Consider the following 16,610-nt stretch of genomic DNA (forward strand, 5'->3'; position numbering starts at 1 on the left):
GGGCTGAAAAACCCAGCCCCTCCGGCGTTTGAGGAGCGGGGTCTGGGGCGGAGCCCCAGAAGGATGGGACGGGTAGGGGCGGCGGGGGCGAGAAAACTTCCCGCCGAGCACGGCCCGGTCACCGCACCGCCCGCGCCACCCTCGTCGCCGCCTCCGCCCTCGGTCTGCTGTCCGCCGGGCGTCTCCGGGGGTGGACCGTGTTCGCCAGGAGCACCAGGAACGTGTCCGTCTCGCGGTCCAGGACGAGCGACGTGCCCGTGAATCCCGTATGCCCCGCCGCTCCTCGCCCCGCCAGCTCCCCCATGAACCACGGCTGGTCGATCGCGAAGCCCAGGCCCGGCGGGGTCAGCAGCAGCTCCACGAAGTCCGGGCCGAGGATGCGGGCGGGGCCGTAGGAGCCGCCGGCCAGGAGGGTGCGGCAGAAGACCGCCAGGTCGCGGCCGGTCGAGAACAGGCCCGCGTGACCGGCCACGCCGCCCAGCGCCCACGCGTTCTCGTCGTGGACCACACCCCGCAGCATCCCCCGGTCCGCCTTGGCCCAGGGCCGCCGTTGGCACTCCGTGGCCGCCGCTCCGGGGCAGGGGCCGAAGCGGGTCGCCGTCATGCCCAGCGGGCGCGTGATGCCGTCGTGGACAAGGTTGTCGAGGCCGCGGCCGGTGATGCGTTCCAGGACGTGCTGGAGGAGGAGCAGGTTGAGGTCGGAGTAGGTGTAGGTGCCGGGCACGCCGATGGGGGCCTCGGCGCGGAGCAGCCTCAGTCGTTCCTCGTCGTCGGCGCAGTCGTACAGCGGGAGTTCGGGGCGCAGTCCCGACGTGTGCGTGAGCAGCTCCCGCACCGTCACCCCGTGCCGCGCCGCCGCCTGGAAGTCCGGCAGGTACGCCCCCACGCGCGCGTCGATGCCGAGCGTGCCGCGTTCGATCTGCTGGATCGCGGCGACCGCCGTGAACAGCTTGGTGAGGGAGGCGAGGTCGAAGGGGGTGTCGACGGTCATCGGGACACGGGACCGGGCCGGCAGTTCCACGCCCGTGTCGGTCTCGGGGTCGTAGGACGCGTACCGGACCGCCCAGCCCGCCGCCTCCTCGACCGCGATCACGGGTCCGCGCCCGGCGACGAGGACGACGCCCGCCGCCCAGGGGCGGTCGCCGGTGGTGAGGTCGTGGGCGTCCTGGATCAGCTGGTCGAGCTCTCCGGGGTCGAGCCCGGCCCGTTCCGCTGTGTCGCTGCGCAGTCTCGGCGCGCTCAGCTCTCTGCTCCCTCCACGCTCGCACGTCTGTTCCAAGGACGGCACATTCCCATGAAACAGGCAAGCGCTACCAGTGCCGACACGAGCTGGACGACCGCCATGGGGACGGCCGTGTCCTCTCCCGCGATCCCCACCAGCGGCGAGGCGACCGCTCCGACGAGGAACGAGGACGTGCCGAGCAGCGCGGACGCCGAGCCCGCGGAGTGCTTGGTGCGCAGGAGGGCGAGGGACTGGGCGTTGGGGAGGGTGAGGCCCATCGCCGACATCAGCACGAAGAGGGCCGCCGCCACCGGGAGCAGGCCCGCCTCGCCGAAGACGCCCAGGGACATCAGGAGCAGTGCGGTCGCCGCGGTGATCACGACCGCCAGCCCGGCCCCCAGGACCTTCTCCAGGCTGACCCGGCCCACCAGGACCTTGCCGTTGAGCTGGCCGACCGCCACCAGGCCCACCGAGTTGATCCCGAACAGCAGGCTGAACGTCTGCGGCGAGGCCCCGTAGATCTCCTGGATCACGAACGGCGAGGCCGATATGTAGGCGAACAGCGCGGCGAAGGCGAAGCCGCCGGCCAGCATGAAGCCGCTGAAGGGGAGGTCCGCGAGGAGCGCCCGCATCGAGCGCAGGGCCTCCCCCACACCGCCGGCGTGCCGGTCGGCCTCGGGAAGGGTCTCGGGGAGCCGGAACCAGACGAGGGCCGCGAGCAGCGCGCCCACCACCGTCAGGACCACGAACACGCCCCGCCAGTCGGTCACCCGGAGGATCTGGCCGCCGATGAGCGGCGCGACGATCGGGGCGACCCCGCCGATCAGCATCAGCGTGGAGAAGAAGCGGGCCATGGCGTCACCGTCGTAGAGGTCGCGGACGACGGCCCGCGCGATGACGATCCCGGCGGAGCCCGCGAGTCCCTGGGTGAGGCGGAAGGCGACCAGGGTCTCGACGTTGGGTGCCACCGCGCAGAGGGCGGTGGCGACGACGTAGACCGCGAGGCCCGCGAGGAGCGGGCGGCGGCGGCCCCAGCGGTCGCTCATCGGGCCGACCACGAGCTGGCCGAGGGCCATGCCGAGCAGACAGGCGGTGAGGGTGAGCTGGACGGTCGCGGCGGGGGCGTGCAGGGCGTCGGTGACCTCGGGGAGCGAGGGGAGGTACATGTCCATCGCCAGCGGGGGCGTGGCCGTCAGACCGCCGAGGGTGAGGGTGACGAGCCAGCCGGTGCGGCGGGCGGCACGAGTGGGCGGCCGCTCCTCTTCCTGAGTCGCGGCCGCCTGTTCCAGGTCCGGTGTCGATGCCCCGCTGTCGGGCATGTGCCCCTCCCTCCGCGTCGGATCCGCCACCTATGCTCTCAGCTCGTACACAGTGGCGAGCGTCACCAGAGCGAGGGCAGGGGCCGGCATGACGGAGCAGAGCGTGCGCTGGGGGATCCTGGCGACCGGCGGGATCGCGGCGGCGTTCACCGCGGATCTCGTGGACCTGCCGGACGCCGAGGTCGTGGCGGTGGCCTCGCGGAGCGAGGAGTCCGCGAAGGCGTTCGCCGAACGCTTCGGGATCGAGCGGGCCTACGGCGAGTGGGGCGCGCTCGCCGAGGACGCGGACATCGATGTCGTCTACGTCGCCACCCCGCACTCGGCACACCGGGCGGCCGCCGGCCTCTGCCTGGAGGCCGGGCGGAACGTGCTCTGCGAGAAGGCCTTCACCCTCAACGCCCGCGAGGCCGAGGAACTGGTCGGGCTGGCGCGCGAGCGCGGAAGCTTCCTGATGGAAGCGATGTGGATGTACTGCAATCCCCTCATACGGCAGCTCAAGGCGCTGGTGGACGACGGCGCGATCGGCGAGATCCGCAGCGTCCAGGCCGACTTCGGACTCGCCGGCCCCTTCCCGCCCAGCCACCGCCTCCGCGACCCCGCCCAGGGCGGCGGCGCCCTCCTGGACCTCGGCGTCTACCCGGTCTCCTTCGCCCACCTGCTGCTCGGCGAACCGTCCGACATCACCGCCCGCGCCACCCTCTCCGACGAGGGCGTCGACCTCCAGACGGGCGCCCTGCTCTCCTGGGACAGCGGCGCGCTCGCGTCGGTGCACTGCTCGATCATCGGCGGTACGGCGACGTCGGCGTCGGTCACCGGTTCGCTGGGCCGCATCGACGTGCCGTACGGCTTCTTCTTCCCGGACCGGTTCGTGCTGCACCGGGACGGCCGTGACCCCGAGGAGTTCAAGGCCGAGGCCGGGCCCCGCAACAGCCTCAAGCACGAGGCCGTCGAGGTCATGCGGGCGGTGCGGGCCGGGGAGACCGAGTCGCCGCTCGTGCCGCTGGGGGGCACGCTCGCGGTGATGCGGACGCTGGACGCGGTGCGGGAGCGGGTGGGGGTCCGTTACCCGGGCGAGTAGGACATCCACATAAGGCATCCACATAGCGGATAGCCCGTTCCGCATCGCGGATATACCTCCTACCCTCCGATGTCATGACTGAGGAGCATGGATCAAGGATCGCCGTCGTGACCGGCGCCGGTTCGGGCATCGGGCGGGCCGTCGCCGTGGAGCTGCTGCGGGCCGGCTGGTCGGTGGCGCTGGCGGGGCGCAAGCCGGGGACGCTGGAGGAGACGGCGGCGCTCGTACCCGAGGGCGCCGCCCTCGTCGTACGCACGGATGTGGCGCGCCCTGAGGACGTGGCCGCGCTGTTCGCCGCGACCGTGGAGCGGTTCGGGCGGGTGGACCTGCTGTTCAACAACGCGGGGACGTTCGGGCCAGGCGGGGTGCCGGTGGAGGAGCTGCCGTACGACGCCTGGCGGCATGTGGTGGACACCAACCTCAACGGGGCGTTCCTGTGCGCGCAGGCGGCGTACCGGCAGATGAAGGAGCAGGAGCCGCAGGGCGGGCGGATCATCAACAACGGGTCCATCTCCGCCCATACTCCGCGTCCGCACTCCGTGGCCTACACGGCGACCAAGCACGCGCTGACCGGGCTCACCAAGTCACTGTCCCTGGACGGGCGGCCGTACGGCATCGCGGTCGGGCAGATCGACATCGGGAACGCGGCGACCGACATGACGGCACGGATGCAGACCGGTGCGTTGCAGGCCAACGGGGAGGTCGCGCCCGAGCCGGTGATGGATGTGGCGGATGTGGCGCGCACGGTGCGGCACATGGCGGAGCTGCCGTTGGCGGCGAACGTGCAGTTCGCGACCGTACTGGCGACGGCGATGCCGTACGTGGGGCGTGGCTGAGGCCGTCGAGGAGCGGTTGAGGGCTCAATCTGCACAAGCGGAATATGAATCTCCGCTCCATCCGGGCCGGTGACGGCCTTATGCTCTACATCTCCTCCACCAGAACTTCACACTTGGAGCAGTGAGCTTCCGCAGACCAAACCGAGGGGGGAGACGGCAGCCGTTCCACCGAGCCGGTTGGGGGTGGACTCCGCGTGGGACCGCGGAGGACACACCGGCGGGTGGAACGGCTGCCGCACGCATCAACTCCGGCGCCTGCGCAGCGCGTACGTCCCTCCGGCGACCAACGCCAGTGTCCCGGCCGCCCCTTCGAGCAGCCGCCACGGCGAGGGCCCTTGCGCGGCGACACCCGCCGCGCCCGCCGCGCCTTGGACCGCCTCCTTCGTCGGCGACGGGCTCGCGCTCGCCTCGCTCAGGGGAGCCGCCAACCGCCCCACCGGCGACACCGAACTCCCTTCCCCGAAGCCCCAGTCGAGCAGTCGCGCGGTCTCCTCGTACACGGCGTTGTTGCCGCTGTCGGGGTGCAGGACCGTCACCAGGAGGGTGCGGCCGTCGCGGGTGGCGGCGCCGGTGAAGGTGTTGCCGGCGTTGCTGGTGTAGCCGTTCTTCACGCCGATGAGACCGTCGTACGTCTTCACACCGTACGAGCCCGTCAGCAGACGGTCGGTGTTCTGGATCTGGAAGGTCTTCTTCCCGCTCGCCGACGCCGGGAAGTCGGCCGTCTTCGTGGCGCAGTACGCGCGGAAGTCGGCGTTCTTGAGGCCGTGGCGGGCGAAGAGCGTGAGGTCGTACGCGGACGACAACTGCCCTTTGTGGTCGAAGCCGTCGGGACTGGCGACATGGGTGTCCCGGGCCTGGAGGTCCGCCGCCTTGGCCTGCATCTCGGCGACCGTCGCCTCGATGCCGCCGTTCATGTGGGCGAGGACGTGCACGGCGTCGTTGCCGGAGCGCAGGAAGACGCCCTGCCACAACTGCTCGACGGTGTACGTGATTCCGGCCCTGACGCCGACGAGGCTGGAGCCCGCCGGGATTCCGGCGAGGTCGGCGGCCGTCACCTTGTGGCGTTCGGTGCGGGCGAATTTCGGCAGGACCGTGACGGCGAACAGCATTTTCAGCGTGGACGCGGGCGCGAGTCGCGTATGTGCGCGGTGGGCGGCGAGGATCTCACCGCTGTCGTGATCGGCGACCAGCCAGGCACGGGCCGTGAGGTTCTTGGGAATGCCGGACGCGGGAGCGGCCGCTGTGACCAGCGGGGCAGCCGCCGTGAGGGCCAGCAGGGACCGTCTGGACAGGGAATTCAAAGAAAGAGTGCTCCTCGCAAAGTAAGGCCCCACCCAACAGCGGGTTCCTGGCAATACGCCCTCCGCAGCTTAGGAATCAGCTGTCTTACCCATTTCTGATCCGGGATCCCGCTTTCTCAGTCCTTGCACATCCTTTACTCAGCCCTGCTCAAAGGTTCGTCCCTAATTTGAGCCCGCGCCCACAGCGGGCGCCAAGAACCTCTGAGGAACGGGATGTTTGGCATCTATCTCAAGCGCGAGCTGGGCCGGCGCAAGAAGGCGGCTCTGGTCATCGCACTGGGTCTGGCGCTCGGTATCGCGCTGGTCATCACCGTCAACTCGGTGTCGGCCGGTATGACTCAGGCTCAGGACAAGGTCCTGAAGTCGCTGTACGGCCTCGGCACGGACATGACGGTGACCAAGGCGCGCTCGGCGCCCACCGACAACAGCTCCGGCAGACCGAACTTCGAGTTCGACGCCAAGTCCAACGACAGCGACGAGACGCAGAGCTCCGACCGTGTGATGACGCAGGGCGGCCAGGCCCTCAAGGCCGCGCTCGTCGCCAAGGTCGCGAAGCAGGACGGCGTCGCCAACGCGGTCGGCGCGATCACCCTCAACGTCACCAAGGTCGACGGCTCCTTCACCCAGGGCAAGGCCCAGTCCACCACCGGCAGCAGCAGCCAGGGCCAGGGCGGACCCGGCGGCGGCAGCGGCGGCAACAGCACGGCGGCCCCCCAGGTGCAGGGCGGCGGCGCCTCCTTCGACGTGAACTCCTACTCGGTCGCCGGCGTCGACGTCACCGACCAGACCCTCGGCCCGCTGGCCGGCATGGAGATCACCTCCGGCAAGACCTTCACGGCCGCGCAGACCAACGCGAAGGTCGCGGTGCTCAGCAAGTCGTACGCCAAGGAGAACTCGTACAAGGTCGGCAAGACCTTCAAGATCTCCGGCACCAAGTACACGATCATCGGTATCGCGACGGCCTCCAGCAGCGAGTCCACCACCGACGTCTACCTGCCCCTGAAGCAGGCCCAGACGCTGGCCGACGCCAAGAACCAGGTCACCACGATCTACGTCAAGGCGACCGACTCCAAGCAGATCGACTCGGTCAAGTCGACCATCCAGAAGAACATCTCCGGTACGACGGTGACGACCTCGGCGGACCTCGCGGAGACCGTCTCCGGCTCGCTCTCCACCGCCTCGAACCTCGCCACCAGCGTCGGCAAGTGGCTGTCCATCGCGGTGCTCGCGGCCGCCTTCCTGGTCGCCGCGCTGCTGACCTCCTCCGCCGTGTCTCGCCGGGTGCGTGAGTTCGGCACGCTGAAGGCGCTCGGCTGGCCGAGCCGCCGGGTGACCCGGCAGGTCGTCGGCGAGTCCATGGTCAACGGCCTCCTCGGCGGTGCCCTCGGCATCGGCCTGGGCCTCGCGGCGGCCTACGCGGTCACCGCGATCAGCCCGAAGCTGACCGCTCAGCTCGGCAACACCGGCGGCGGTGGCGGCGGCATGGGCGGCGGCCCCGGCGGTGGCGGTCCGGGCCAGCAGTCCACGCAGAACACCATGGAGATCGCGCTCTCCGCGCCCGTCTCGCTGACCACCATCGCCCTCGCGGTGGGCCTGGCGGTGACCGGCGGTCTGATCGCCGGCGCGATGGGCGGCTGGCGGGCCTCGCGGATGCGGCCTGCGGACGCGCTGCGCAGCGTGTCGTAGGGCCTTCGGGTCCAGCCCCTTGAGCTGGGGTGCCGCGACCGTTCCCCCCGGGCCGCGGCACCCCGTCCCCCTTACTTACGGAGAGCACCCCATGTACAGACTGACCGGCGTCACCAAGCGCTACTCGCGCGGCAAGGAGACGGTCGAGGCGCTGCGCGGCATCGACCTCACCATCGAGGACGGCGACCAGCTCGTCATCCAGGGCCCCACGGGCGGCGGCAAGTCGACCCTGCTCCAGATGATCGGCGGGCTCGACCGGCCGACCGAGGGCAGTGTCGAGCTGGACGGCGTGGACCTCGCGAAGATCAGCGAGGCGAAGCTGACGCGGCTGCGGGCCGAGAAGATCGGCATCATCTTCCAGTCCTTCAACCTCATCCCGACGCTGACGGCTCAGGAGAACGTCGAGACGGCCCTCGTCCCGCTCGGCGTCAAGCCCGCCGAGCGGCGTGAGCGGGCGGCGGAGGCGCTGCGGTCCGTGGGCCTCGGCGAGCGTCTCGCGCACGCGCCGTCCGAGCTGTCGGGTGGTCAGCAGCAGCGGGTCGCCATCGCCCGTGCGCTGGTGAAGAAGCCGAAGGTTCTCCTCGCCGACGAGCCCACGGGCAACCTCGACGAGGGCACTCGGGACGACATCATGGGCCTGCTGGAAGGCCTGTGGCACGAGTACGGGCTGACGTTCATCCTGGTCACGCACGACTCGTCGATCGCCAAGCGGGCGCCGCGGCTGGCGACCATCAAGGCGGGGCAGATCACGTTGACCGAGCAGCACCAGCGGCAGCACCCGCAGCAGTCGTACGCGCAGTACTAGGCAGTACTAGGCAGTACTAGGCAGTACTAGGCAGTACTAGGCAGTACTTAGACGGTCCCGCACCTCTGAGAACAGGCGTAGCCGCTCATGGTGAGCGGCTACGCCTGACCCGTTTCGAAGCGGGAGATCCGGCCGTCGTCCTCGATGTCGAAGTGCCACTTGGTGCGCATCTCGCCCCAGGTGTCGTTGCTGTAGCGGGCGATGAGGTCACGGCCGCCGCGGGACTCGTTGTCGACCTCCATGTGGCCGTGGGAGGTGAAGATCTCACGGTCGATCCACTCGGAGAGGTCGCGGTCGGAACCGTCGTCCGACATGGTCGCGCCGGGCGTGAGCAGCGCCATGAAGCCGTCGCGGTCGTGGGCGTTGACGGCACCGACGAAGGCGCGGACGGCCGGGTCGCTGAGTTTGGACGTCTGAATCGTCATGCCAGCCAGACTCACACCGCCGCCCGAGCCACGCCACCCGAACGGCGGGCCTGGGCGACACCGACGGGTGCCAGGGGTGCGACGGTGGAAACGCGGGAGGGGTTGTTGTTGCCGTCTGCTCCGGGAGCCATCGTGACGACGTACGACCGACGTGATCTGGGCCTGCTGCTGCTCCGGCTGGGGACCGGGGGTGTGCTGGCCGCGCACGGCGCGCAGAAGCTGTTCGGCTGGTTCGGCGGCCACGGCATCGAGGGGACCGGCCAGTTCATGGAGTCCGTCGGCTACTCGCCCGGCCGGGCGAGCGCCACCGCGGCGGGCCTCGCGGAAGCGGGCGGCGGCACGCTGCTGGCGCTGGGCCTGGCGACCCCGGCCGCGGGTGCGGCGGCGGCCGGTGCGATGGGAGGCGCGGCCACCGTGCACGCGCCCAACGGCTTCTTCAACCAGGGCGGCGGCTACGAGTACGCCGCGACGCTCGGCCTGGCCGCGACGGGGCTGGCGATCTCCGGGCCGGGGCGGCTCTCTCTCGACCATGCCATCGGGCACGTGTTCGACAGGGGGTGGATGGTGCCGGTGGCCCTCGCGGGCACGGCCGCGGTGACTGCGGTGGTCGTGGGGGCGCGGAACCGGCGGCTCCAGGAGAAGGAGAAAGAGGAGCAGGCGGGGTTGTTCGACGAGCAGGAGGCGCTGTTCGGGGAGTGACGTCCGCTGTCCCACGGGCGCGACTTCCACAGGGCGCCCACCGGCGGTCCCTGGCCCGCCCCTAGGATGGCCCCCGTGAACGGCCCCGAGCACCATCCCGCGCGACCGCCTCTGTGGCGGTGCCGGGTGCTGCTCGTGCTGGCTCTGCTGGCGGGGCTCATGGGCATGCATGCCCTGGCTCCGGGGGCGGCGGTCGCGGCCGACCATCCGCACGGCTCGCCCATGACAGCCATGGCTGCGGCGTCCGCCATGTCTGCCACGTCCGTCATGGCCGAGTCCGTGACCGCCGCGCACGGCGACTGCGGCGACTGGGGTTCCTGCGGCTCGGGCCACGTCACGCACGCCGACCCGACCTGTACGGCGGCCTCGGTGAGCGGTGGGCCGTCCCTGCCCGCGCTGGTACCCGACCCGGTCGCCGTCGCCGTACGAGACGAATCGCCGCGCGGGTACGCCGGCGCGGACCCGGACGGCGCTCGCGCACCTCCGTCCTTGGCGGAACTCCAACTCCTGCGGATCTAGACACGGCCCGGCGCGCCTCGCTGTGCGCCGCGTCGGTATGTCCAGATCCCTTTCATCCAGCAGGAGTTCAAGCATGAGCACCACCACCCGTACGCGCCGCGCTGCCCTCGTGGCGGTGACCGTGACCGCCGCGCTCGTCCTCGCGGCCTGTGGCGGCGACGACAGTGACAGCGGCAGTGGCAGCGGTCATGGGGGCGGGCACAGTTCGGCGGCCTCGTCGTCCTCGTCGGCCTCGTCCGGCGACACCGCCGCCGCTCACAACGCCCAGGACGTGTCCTTCGCGCAGGGCATGATCCCGCATCACCGTCAGGCCCTGGAGATGGCGCAGCTCGCCGCCGACCGGGCCTCGTCCGCCGAGGTGAAAGACCTCGCCGCGCGCATCGAGAAGGCCCAGGACCCGGAGATCGAGACGATGTCCGGGTGGCTGAAGTCCTGGGGCGAGGAGGTGCCGGAGGACATGGGGTCCATGCCCGGCATGGATCACGGGTCCGGCTCCGCCATGCCCGGCATGATGGACGACGCGGAGATGGAGAAGCTGGGGAAGGCCTCCGGGAAGGACTTCGACACGCAGTTCCTGACGTTGATGGTGGAGCACCATGAGGGTGCCGTCGACATGGCGAAGACGGAGCAGTCGAAGGGCCGGTACGCGGCCGCCACCGCCATGGCCGGCGACATCGTCACCGCGCAGACGGCCGAGATCGAGGAGATGAACAAACTCCTCGGCAAGAGCTGAGCTGAGCTGAGGGGACGGCTGTCAGTGGTGGGTGCCAAGCTGCGTCCATGAGCGATCGCGACACCACGGCAGACCTCTCGGCAGACCTCACGGCGGCAGACCTTTGGAGCGGCATCGACTCCCTGTGGGCCTGGCTCGATTCCCAGCACCCCGTCGGCGGCCAGGATCCCCTCCTCCTCCGTATGTTGAAGCTCTCGGAGGAGGTCGGCGAGGTCGCCCAGGCGGTGATCGGGACGACCGGTCAGAATCCCCGCAAGGGCACGACCCACACCTGGGAGGACGTCCAAGCCGAACTCTGCGATGTCGTGATCACGGCGCTCGTCGCGCTGCGGACGCTGACTCCGGACACTCGGGAGGTCTTCGACCGGCATCTTCGGCGGGTGCTGGAGCGGTCGCTGGAACGGTGATTGGGGCGGTGATTGGGGCGGTGATTGGGGCAGTGACTGGGGCCGACAGATTACGTCTGCCCCAGTCACCCCGCGTCCCGTGCTCAGGTGCGGTTGACCCACACGCCGGCGTCGCCGAAGCCGAGGACGTCGGCCTTGCCGTCGCCGGTGATGTTGGCGACGAACCGGGGGTGGTTCTCGACGCGCCAGCCCCCGGCGTTGTAACCGAAGTTGGCGATCACCCGTCCGGGCGGGTCGAAGAGTCCCGCGCCGAGGGACCGGGACACCCAGACACCGGCGTCACCGAAGCCGACGACGTCAGCGCGGCCGTCCCCGGTGGTGTCGGCGAGGAAGCGCGGATGCTTCTCCACCCGCCAGCCACCGGCGTTGTAGGCGAAGTTGGCGATCGGCATCGTCATCGGCCCGAAGGTCCCGTCGCCGTTCGACAGGGCCACCCACACCCCGTCGTCACCGAAGCCCACGACATCAGCGCGCCCGTCCCCGGTGACATCCGCGAGGAAACGCGGATGCTTCTCGACGCGCCAGCCACCGGCGTTGTAACCGAAGTTGGCGATCGGCATGGTCATCGGCTGGAAGGTTCCGTCACCGTTGGACAGGGCCACCCACACCCCGTCGTAGCCGAATCCCACGATGTCCGCACGGCCGTCGCCCGTCACGTCCGCGAGGAAACGCGGATGCCGCTCCACCCGCCAACCCCCGGCGTTGTAGCCGAAGTTGTCGATGGCGAGCGTCATGGGTCCGAACGTGCCGTCGCCGTTGGACAGGGCGACCCACACCCCGTCGTAGCCGAAGCCGACGATGTCGGCGCGGCCGTCTCCAGTGATGTCGGCGAGGAAGCGTGGATGCTTCTCCACCCGCCAACCACCCGCGTTGTAGCCGAAGTTGGCGATCGGCATCGTCATCGCCCCGAAGGTGCCGTCACCGTTGGACAGAGCCACCCACACCCCGTCGTAGCCAAAGCCCACGATGTCCGCACGGCCGTCGCCGGTGATGTCGGCGAGGAAGCGCGGATGCTTCTCCACTCGCCAACCACCGGCCTCGTAGCCGAAGTTGTCGATGACCCGGCGCGGGGTCTCGAAGCGGCCGTCGGAATGGCCCGGGGACACATACACGCCCGCGTCGCCGAAGCCGACGATGTCCAGGCGTCCGTCGGCGGTGATGTCCCCGAGGAGCCGGGGGTGCTTCTCTACGCGCCAGCCTCCGGCGGCGTAGCCGTAGTTGCGCACGAGCAGCTGCGGTGACCAGCCGAGGTGGCCCGGGGTGAACTCGCACACCGCGAAGGTGTTGGCCTTCATGAGGCAGGCGACGCCGCCACCGCCCGCGCAGTTCTCGCAGTTGCCGTTGGCCAGGCCGTACCGTCCCCAGGAGCCGCCGCAGTCGCACTTGCTGTTGGCGTACTCGTCGGGGCAGCCGAAGATGTGCCCGGTCTCGTGGGCGAAGACGCGGTCGATGTTGTCGGGGCCCCAGCCGTCGTTGGCGTACTGCATGACCACGCGCGGACCGCCGATGCTCGCGAACGCGAAGTGGTTGAGCGGGTACTTGGTGAAGAAGCCGCAGTAGGTCCAGCGGGTGCCGAACCGGGTGCGCAGGTCCTCGACGTAGGCGTTCACGCCGGCCCAGTCGGCGCTGTAGCCGATCGCCGCCATCGCGGGGTCGCGCCAAAGGGCTTCCAGGTCGGGGGCGTTGGGGTCGGCGGCGACCGTGACGGCCACGTTCTGGATGTCGTAGGAGAAGCTGATGCCGGCGATGGGGTTGGTCGTCGGGTAGAAGCTGAGCCCGTTCTGCACCTCGGCGACGACCTTGAGTATCTCGTCGTTGGAGAACTGGAGGTCGGAGGTGGGGCCCTGCACGATGACGATGCCGACCGCGACGGTGCCCTCCAGGTAGGAACTGGTCGGCGCGGCGGCGGTGGCGGAAGCTGAGGCGGCGGCGGAGGGTGGCCCGGGCTGGGGTACGACCTCCGTACAGTCGGGCATGTCCCATGGCTCCGCGTCCCGCAGGCGGCGGGTCTTCGCTGTGCGGTACGCGGTGGACTCGCGCAACCGCAGGGCGGCCAAGCCGAGTTGCTCCACCTCGGTGAGGCCGTCCGTGTCGCCGGGCTCGGGTCCCGGCGCCGCCGCGGCCGCTCCGTCGGGCACGGCGACGACGCTGACCCTGCCGTACCGGTGCAGGGTCTGTCCCACGCCGGGCCAGGTCGGTGCGGCACCCCGCTGGGCGGCGTCCGCTCCGAGTACGGCGCGTTCGGTGATGTCGAAGTCTCCTGCCATCTCACACTCCGTTCGGATTCTGGTCGGGCGGCTGGAATTCCGGGTCGCCCCAGTTCCGGCCGTCGCCCGGCCTCGATGACTTCTTGCTCGGGCCCGCCTTCCAGGCCTCGACGAACAGGCGGGCGGTTTCGTCGAGTTGGCGGAGGAGGGTGTCGTCGCCGCTGCTCGTGATCTCTCCCTGAGGGGAGCGCGCGAGGGCGAGGCGGCCGTGCGCGGACAGTTCGGGGAGGTGTTTCGCGTCGGCGCGGTAGACGGTGATCGACGGGGGGAGCTGGGCGACGACGGGCCAGGGGGCCTCGCCCTCGCCTACCTCTACGTTCTCGCCCGGGTCGGAGCCGATGCTCACGACGAGGATCTCGGTGTTCTCCACGACCGCCCCCTTGTCTCTCAGGAAGTGGATTCGTCCCTCAGGGAGTGGGGTGGGCCCTCAGGGGGTGGACGCGAGCTCGGTGTAGACGGCGCAGTGGTCGCTCCACCTGCTGGGGAGGTCGCCGCACAGGCCCGGTCCTCCGGTGGGCAGGAAGCTCGTGTGCGTGCCGGACGCCGCGAACCGTGCCGGGAAGAAGCGCTGTTCGCCGACGAGGATCCCGACGACGTCGTCGGACGCCGGTGGCGCCGGCGGGAAGGCGGCGATCTCGTACTTGGCGAAGGTGCCCGTGGCGACCTCGTTGTCGATGTCGTTGCGGGTGGCGTTGAAGTCACCGGCCAGGACCGGCGGGAAGAGACGGCCGCCGGGAGCGGGCGGCACGGCCAGTTCGAGCTGGTCCACGGCCTGGGCTATGAGCGCGTAGTCCGGTCCCGGCTCGGTGCTGCTGGTGTGGACGTCCCATACGTCGACCGAGTGGACGGCGAGCGGCCAGCGCTCCACGAGCGCGAACCGCGCGAACGCGGCCGGCCGGATCGCCCAGTGCGGCCCCCAGTACTTGGTGTCCCGGGTGGTGGAGTCGACCCGGGCGCAGTACGCGGCCCAGTTCGCGGGCGGATTCGTGCAGGGGTAGCTGGCGCGCGGGGCGGGCGTGAGGGGCAGGCTGTCGTACGGAGACCCGATCGCGAGGGTGCCGGGTACGGGCGTGATGTTGCGCAGCCGTTGCGGGTTGTAGAGCACGGCCCGGCCTTGGTACAGCGGGTTCCAGCCCTCCACGGACGGGCCGGTGCTCAGCAGCGCGGCGCGGTAGCGCACCCCGGTGGCCGACTCGATCCTCGCCATCAGCCCGAAGACCGCCTCGTAGTCCTTGGGGTCGCAGCCGCCGAGGAACCAGCACTTGCTGGCGGGGGTCTCCTGGAGAACCAGCAGGTCAGGGACAGTCTGAGTGGCACCCATCCACGCCGCGAGCCGCCCGTGACGGTCCCGCCACGGGCCGAACGAGCTGTCCGTGCCCTGGAGGTTGAGGGAGAGGACCGAGATGTTCTCGTCGGACAGGGCGCGTTTGCCGCAGTCCACGTACAGGTGGAAGGGGCGGTCGGAGAGGGTGCCGTCGGGGGTGCGGGTCTCGACCGTCACCCCGGTGGTGCTGAAGGAGCTGCCCGCGGTGAAGACGAGCCCGGGCGCGTACACCAGACCGTTCCCGGGATCGGCGATGGACGCGACCCGTGCGCAGGACTCGACGGCCGCGCTGAAGCGCACCTCGTAGCGGCCCGTCCCGGTCCGTGCGGCGGAGCGAACCCCGTCCCCGCGGACCAGGCCGCCCGCGGCGTCGACGACCGCGCTGCCCCGGTAGCCGGTACGGGGGTCCTGGGCGCAGTGCACGGCGAGATGGAACGGCGCGTCCATGAGCCCGCCGCCGAGGTTCTTGGTCTCGACGTACACCCCGTACGGGCCGAGATGCCCGCCCGCCGCGAACGCCAGCGCGGGGTAGTACACCAGCCCGGCCCCAGGGTCCCCCACGGTCACCCGGTACGCGCACGCGCTGACGTCATGGCCGAACACGACCTCGTAACGCCCCACCCCGAAACGGGTGAACGACGCGGCCGACCCCCGCACCAGCCCACCGGGCCCGACGACGGCCCGGTCACCGCCCGCGCAGTCCACCGTCAACTGGAAGGGCAGGTCGGTCAGTCCGCCCCCGGAGTTCTTGGTCTCGACGTACACCCCGGCCCGGCTCTGATGGCCACCGGCGGTGAAGACGAGCCCGGCCGGCGGAACGGCCCCCTTGCCGGGTTCGCCGACGCTCGCCGTGAACACACAGTCGCTGACATCCCGTCCGAACCGTGCCTCGTAGACCCCGGCGGACGACCGGTTCAGCCAGGTGAGTCCGGAACTGCGCACCACACTGCCGTCCGCCCTGGCCACGACCCACAGCGCACTCTGCGCGGCGGGGCTGCCGCTGGGGAGTTGCGCCGGGACGCCTGCGGCGGGCGGTGCCACGACCACCGCTGCAACCGCTGCCCCCGCGACCAGCACGGCGAGCGCGCCGACCCACGATGCCCGAACCACGGTGCGTAAGCGCCGAGTTGCCCGGTGAACGACGTCCGAATGATGCGCCATGGCGGCCCCCCGCTGCCTGAGCGTTGCCGGGCGCGGTACGCCCCGCTCAGGCTGGAGACTCAACTCCCGGACTGTGCCACTGTCAATACGACATCGAACTGAAAAGCCCGAGTTACAGGGATGATTCCGCTTATGCCGATCTTCGCGTCATTCGCCCGCGTCGTCATGCAGCCCCTGCAGGAACATGTCGAGGAAGTGCCCGCGGACGCCGTACGCGCTGACCCCTCGCAGCCGTGCGATATGTGAACTGAACCCCGCGATGGACCCGGTGAAGGTCTCGGCGGCGACGGAGCAGTCGATACCGGGCCGCAGTTCACCTCTCGACCGGGCGTCCCGCAGGACGTCCTCGACGACGGCGAGGGGTTTGTCGATGCAGTCGCGCTGGAACCGGGCGTACAGGTCGGGGTAGTTGGGGAGTTCGAAGGAGCAGCGGGCGGCGATGAGCCAGCGCGGGCTGTCGAGGGCGTCGGCGATGTCGTCGTAGAGGGCGTCGAGGTCGCCGACGAGGCTGCCGGTGCGGGGTGGGACGAGGTCGAGGGCGAGGGTGTTGAGCCCGGCGAGGATCAGCTCGTCGCGCTCGGTCCAGCGGCTGTAGAGGGTGCGTTTGGCGACCTTGGCGCGGGCGGCGACGTTGTTGATCCGGAAGCCGGCGACACCGTGGTCGGAGAGCTCGTCGACGACGGCGCGGAGGATGCGGTCGTCGGCGGTGGTGTCGCGGGGGCGGCCGGGTTTGGCGGGGACAGGGGCCTTGGCGGGGACAGGGGCCTCGGCGCGGGCTCCGGCTGGGGCGGACGACGTGGCTGCCATGCCTGTGACCCCTCCCATCCA

At 70.6% G+C, this 16,610-nt stretch carries 16 protein-coding genes; 8 read left to right on the forward strand and 8 right to left on the reverse strand.

Annotated elements, in window-relative coordinates:
- Positions 1–118: 118 nt before the first annotated feature.
- Together ABZ928_RS50345 and ABZ928_RS50350 are read right to left on the reverse strand one after the other, a co-directional pair.
- Positions 119–1,288, reverse strand: a complete 1,170-nt coding sequence (locus tag ABZ928_RS50345; RefSeq protein ID WP_361535995.1) for a serine hydrolase domain-containing protein — start codon at positions 1,286–1,288, stop codon at positions 119–121.
- Positions 1,240–2,541, reverse strand: coding sequence for a multidrug effflux MFS transporter (locus tag ABZ928_RS50350; protein WP_361535998.1), 1,302 nt, complete (start codon positions 2,539–2,541; stop codon positions 1,240–1,242). The genes ABZ928_RS50345 and ABZ928_RS50350 overlap by 49 nt, the downstream gene beginning before the upstream one ends.
- An 88-nt stretch (positions 2,542–2,629) precedes the next feature.
- On the opposite strand from ABZ928_RS50350, the gene ABZ928_RS50355 reads away from it, so the two are divergent.
- Entirely contained in the window at positions 2,630–3,619 is a 990-nt protein-coding gene (locus ABZ928_RS50355; protein ID WP_361536000.1) for a Gfo/Idh/MocA family oxidoreductase, read from the forward strand.
- A 74-nt stretch (positions 3,620–3,693) separates the two neighbouring features.
- On the forward strand, positions 3,694–4,455 hold the full coding sequence (locus ABZ928_RS50360; RefSeq protein WP_361536002.1) for an SDR family oxidoreductase: 762 nt from the start codon (positions 3,694–3,696) through the stop codon (positions 4,453–4,455).
- Positions 4,456–4,697: 242 nt separating this feature from the next.
- Here the strand turns inward: ABZ928_RS50360 and ABZ928_RS50365 are convergent, their stop codons facing one another.
- Complete coding sequence (locus ABZ928_RS50365; RefSeq protein WP_361536004.1) at positions 4,698–5,756, reverse strand: D-alanyl-D-alanine carboxypeptidase; 1,059 nt, start codon at positions 5,754–5,756, stop codon at positions 4,698–4,700.
- Between the two features lie 213 nt (positions 5,757–5,969).
- Here ABZ928_RS50365 and ABZ928_RS50370 point away from each other — a divergent pair, with 213 nt between their 5' ends.
- Positions 5,970–7,442 (forward strand): ABC transporter permease, encoded by a 1,473-nt coding sequence (locus ABZ928_RS50370; protein ID WP_361536006.1) that lies wholly within the window; start codon positions 5,970–5,972, stop codon positions 7,440–7,442.
- A gap of 91 nt (positions 7,443–7,533) precedes the next feature.
- Positions 7,534–8,247 (forward strand): ABC transporter ATP-binding protein, encoded by a 714-nt coding sequence (locus tag ABZ928_RS50375; protein WP_361536008.1) that lies wholly within the window; start codon positions 7,534–7,536, stop codon positions 8,245–8,247.
- A 98-nt stretch (positions 8,248–8,345) separates the two neighbouring features.
- Here the strand turns inward: ABZ928_RS50375 and ABZ928_RS50380 are convergent, their stop codons facing one another.
- Complete coding sequence (locus tag ABZ928_RS50380; protein ID WP_361536010.1) at positions 8,346–8,672, reverse strand: nuclear transport factor 2 family protein; 327 nt, start codon at positions 8,670–8,672, stop codon at positions 8,346–8,348.
- 132 nt (positions 8,673–8,804) lie between these two features.
- Between ABZ928_RS50380 and ABZ928_RS50385 the strand changes: the two genes are divergently transcribed.
- The 4 genes from ABZ928_RS50385 (at position 8,805) to ABZ928_RS50400 (ending at position 11,030) form a co-directional block, all read left to right on the forward strand.
- Positions 8,805–9,371 carry a DoxX family membrane protein gene (locus ABZ928_RS50385; RefSeq protein ID WP_361536012.1) on the forward strand — a complete coding sequence of 189 codons (567 nt, stop codon included), beginning with the start codon at positions 8,805–8,807 and terminating at the stop codon, positions 9,369–9,371.
- A 66-nt stretch (positions 9,372–9,437) separates the two neighbouring features.
- The gene (locus tag ABZ928_RS50390; RefSeq protein ID WP_361536014.1) at positions 9,438–9,890 is read left to right on the forward strand and encodes a DUF6153 family protein; all 453 of its coding nucleotides are present in this window, start codon (positions 9,438–9,440) and stop codon (positions 9,888–9,890) included.
- A 73-nt stretch (positions 9,891–9,963) separates the two neighbouring features.
- Positions 9,964–10,623, forward strand: coding sequence for a DUF305 domain-containing protein (locus tag ABZ928_RS50395; RefSeq protein WP_361536016.1), 660 nt, complete (start codon positions 9,964–9,966; stop codon positions 10,621–10,623).
- A 47-nt stretch (positions 10,624–10,670) separates the two neighbouring features.
- Positions 10,671–11,030 carry a MazG-like family protein gene (locus tag ABZ928_RS50400; protein WP_361536018.1) on the forward strand — a complete coding sequence of 120 codons (360 nt, stop codon included), beginning with the start codon at positions 10,671–10,673 and terminating at the stop codon, positions 11,028–11,030.
- 83 nt (positions 11,031–11,113) lie between these two features.
- Here the strand turns inward: ABZ928_RS50400 and ABZ928_RS50405 are convergent, their stop codons facing one another.
- The 4 genes from ABZ928_RS50405 to ABZ928_RS50420 form a co-directional block, all read right to left on the reverse strand.
- Entirely contained in the window at positions 11,114–13,297 is a 2,184-nt protein-coding gene (locus tag ABZ928_RS50405; RefSeq protein ID WP_361536020.1) for an FG-GAP-like repeat-containing protein, read from the reverse strand.
- Between the two features lies 1 nt (position 13,298).
- Entirely contained in the window at positions 13,299–13,667 is a 369-nt protein-coding gene (locus ABZ928_RS50410) for a hypothetical protein (RefSeq protein WP_361536022.1), read from the reverse strand.
- 57 nt (positions 13,668–13,724) lie between these two features.
- A complete protein-coding gene (locus ABZ928_RS50415) occupies positions 13,725–15,731 on the reverse strand; it encodes a hypothetical protein (RefSeq protein ID WP_361536024.1) in 2,007 nt (668 codons plus the stop codon).
- 198 nt (positions 15,732–15,929) lie between these two features.
- Positions 15,930–16,589 carry a TetR/AcrR family transcriptional regulator gene (locus ABZ928_RS50420; protein WP_361536026.1) on the reverse strand — a complete coding sequence of 220 codons (660 nt, stop codon included), beginning with the start codon at positions 16,587–16,589 and terminating at the stop codon, positions 15,930–15,932.
- Between the last annotated feature and the right edge of the window lie 21 nt (positions 16,590–16,610).

Origin of the sequence: Streptomyces sp. NPDC046909 (genome assembly GCF_040644695.1) — a bacterium.
Taxonomy (GTDB): domain Bacteria; phylum Actinomycetota; class Actinomycetes; order Streptomycetales; family Streptomycetaceae; genus Streptomyces.

Bases quoted from the DNA above. Each gene is read 5' to 3' on its own strand.
- ABZ928_RS50395 (WP_361536016.1), top strand. From the start codon at position 9,964: ATGAGCACCACCACCCGTACGCGCCGCGCTGCCCTCGTGGCGGTGACC.
- ABZ928_RS50360 (WP_361536002.1), top strand. From the start codon at position 3,694: ATGACTGAGGAGCATGGATCAAGGATCGCCGTCGTGACCGGCGCCGGT.
- ABZ928_RS50370 (WP_361536006.1), top strand. From the start codon at position 5,970: ATGTTTGGCATCTATCTCAAGCGCGAGCTGGGCCGGCGCAAGAAGGCG.
- ABZ928_RS50350 (WP_361535998.1), bottom strand. From the start codon at position 2,541: ATGCCCGACAGCGGGGCATCGACACCGGACCTGGAACAGGCGGCCGCG.
- ABZ928_RS50420 (WP_361536026.1), bottom strand. From the start codon at position 16,589: ATGGCAGCCACGTCGTCCGCCCCAGCCGGAGCCCGCGCCGAGGCCCCT.
- ABZ928_RS50400 (WP_361536018.1), top strand. From the start codon at position 10,671: ATGAGCGATCGCGACACCACGGCAGACCTCTCGGCAGACCTCACGGCG.
- ABZ928_RS50390 (WP_361536014.1), top strand. From the start codon at position 9,438: ATGGCCCCCGTGAACGGCCCCGAGCACCATCCCGCGCGACCGCCTCTG.
- ABZ928_RS50355 (WP_361536000.1), top strand. From the start codon at position 2,630: ATGACGGAGCAGAGCGTGCGCTGGGGGATCCTGGCGACCGGCGGGATC.
- ABZ928_RS50380 (WP_361536010.1), bottom strand. From the start codon at position 8,672: ATGACGATTCAGACGTCCAAACTCAGCGACCCGGCCGTCCGCGCCTTC.
- ABZ928_RS50375 (WP_361536008.1), top strand. From the start codon at position 7,534: ATGTACAGACTGACCGGCGTCACCAAGCGCTACTCGCGCGGCAAGGAG.
- ABZ928_RS50405 (WP_361536020.1), bottom strand. From the start codon at position 13,297: ATGGCAGGAGACTTCGACATCACCGAACGCGCCGTACTCGGAGCGGAC.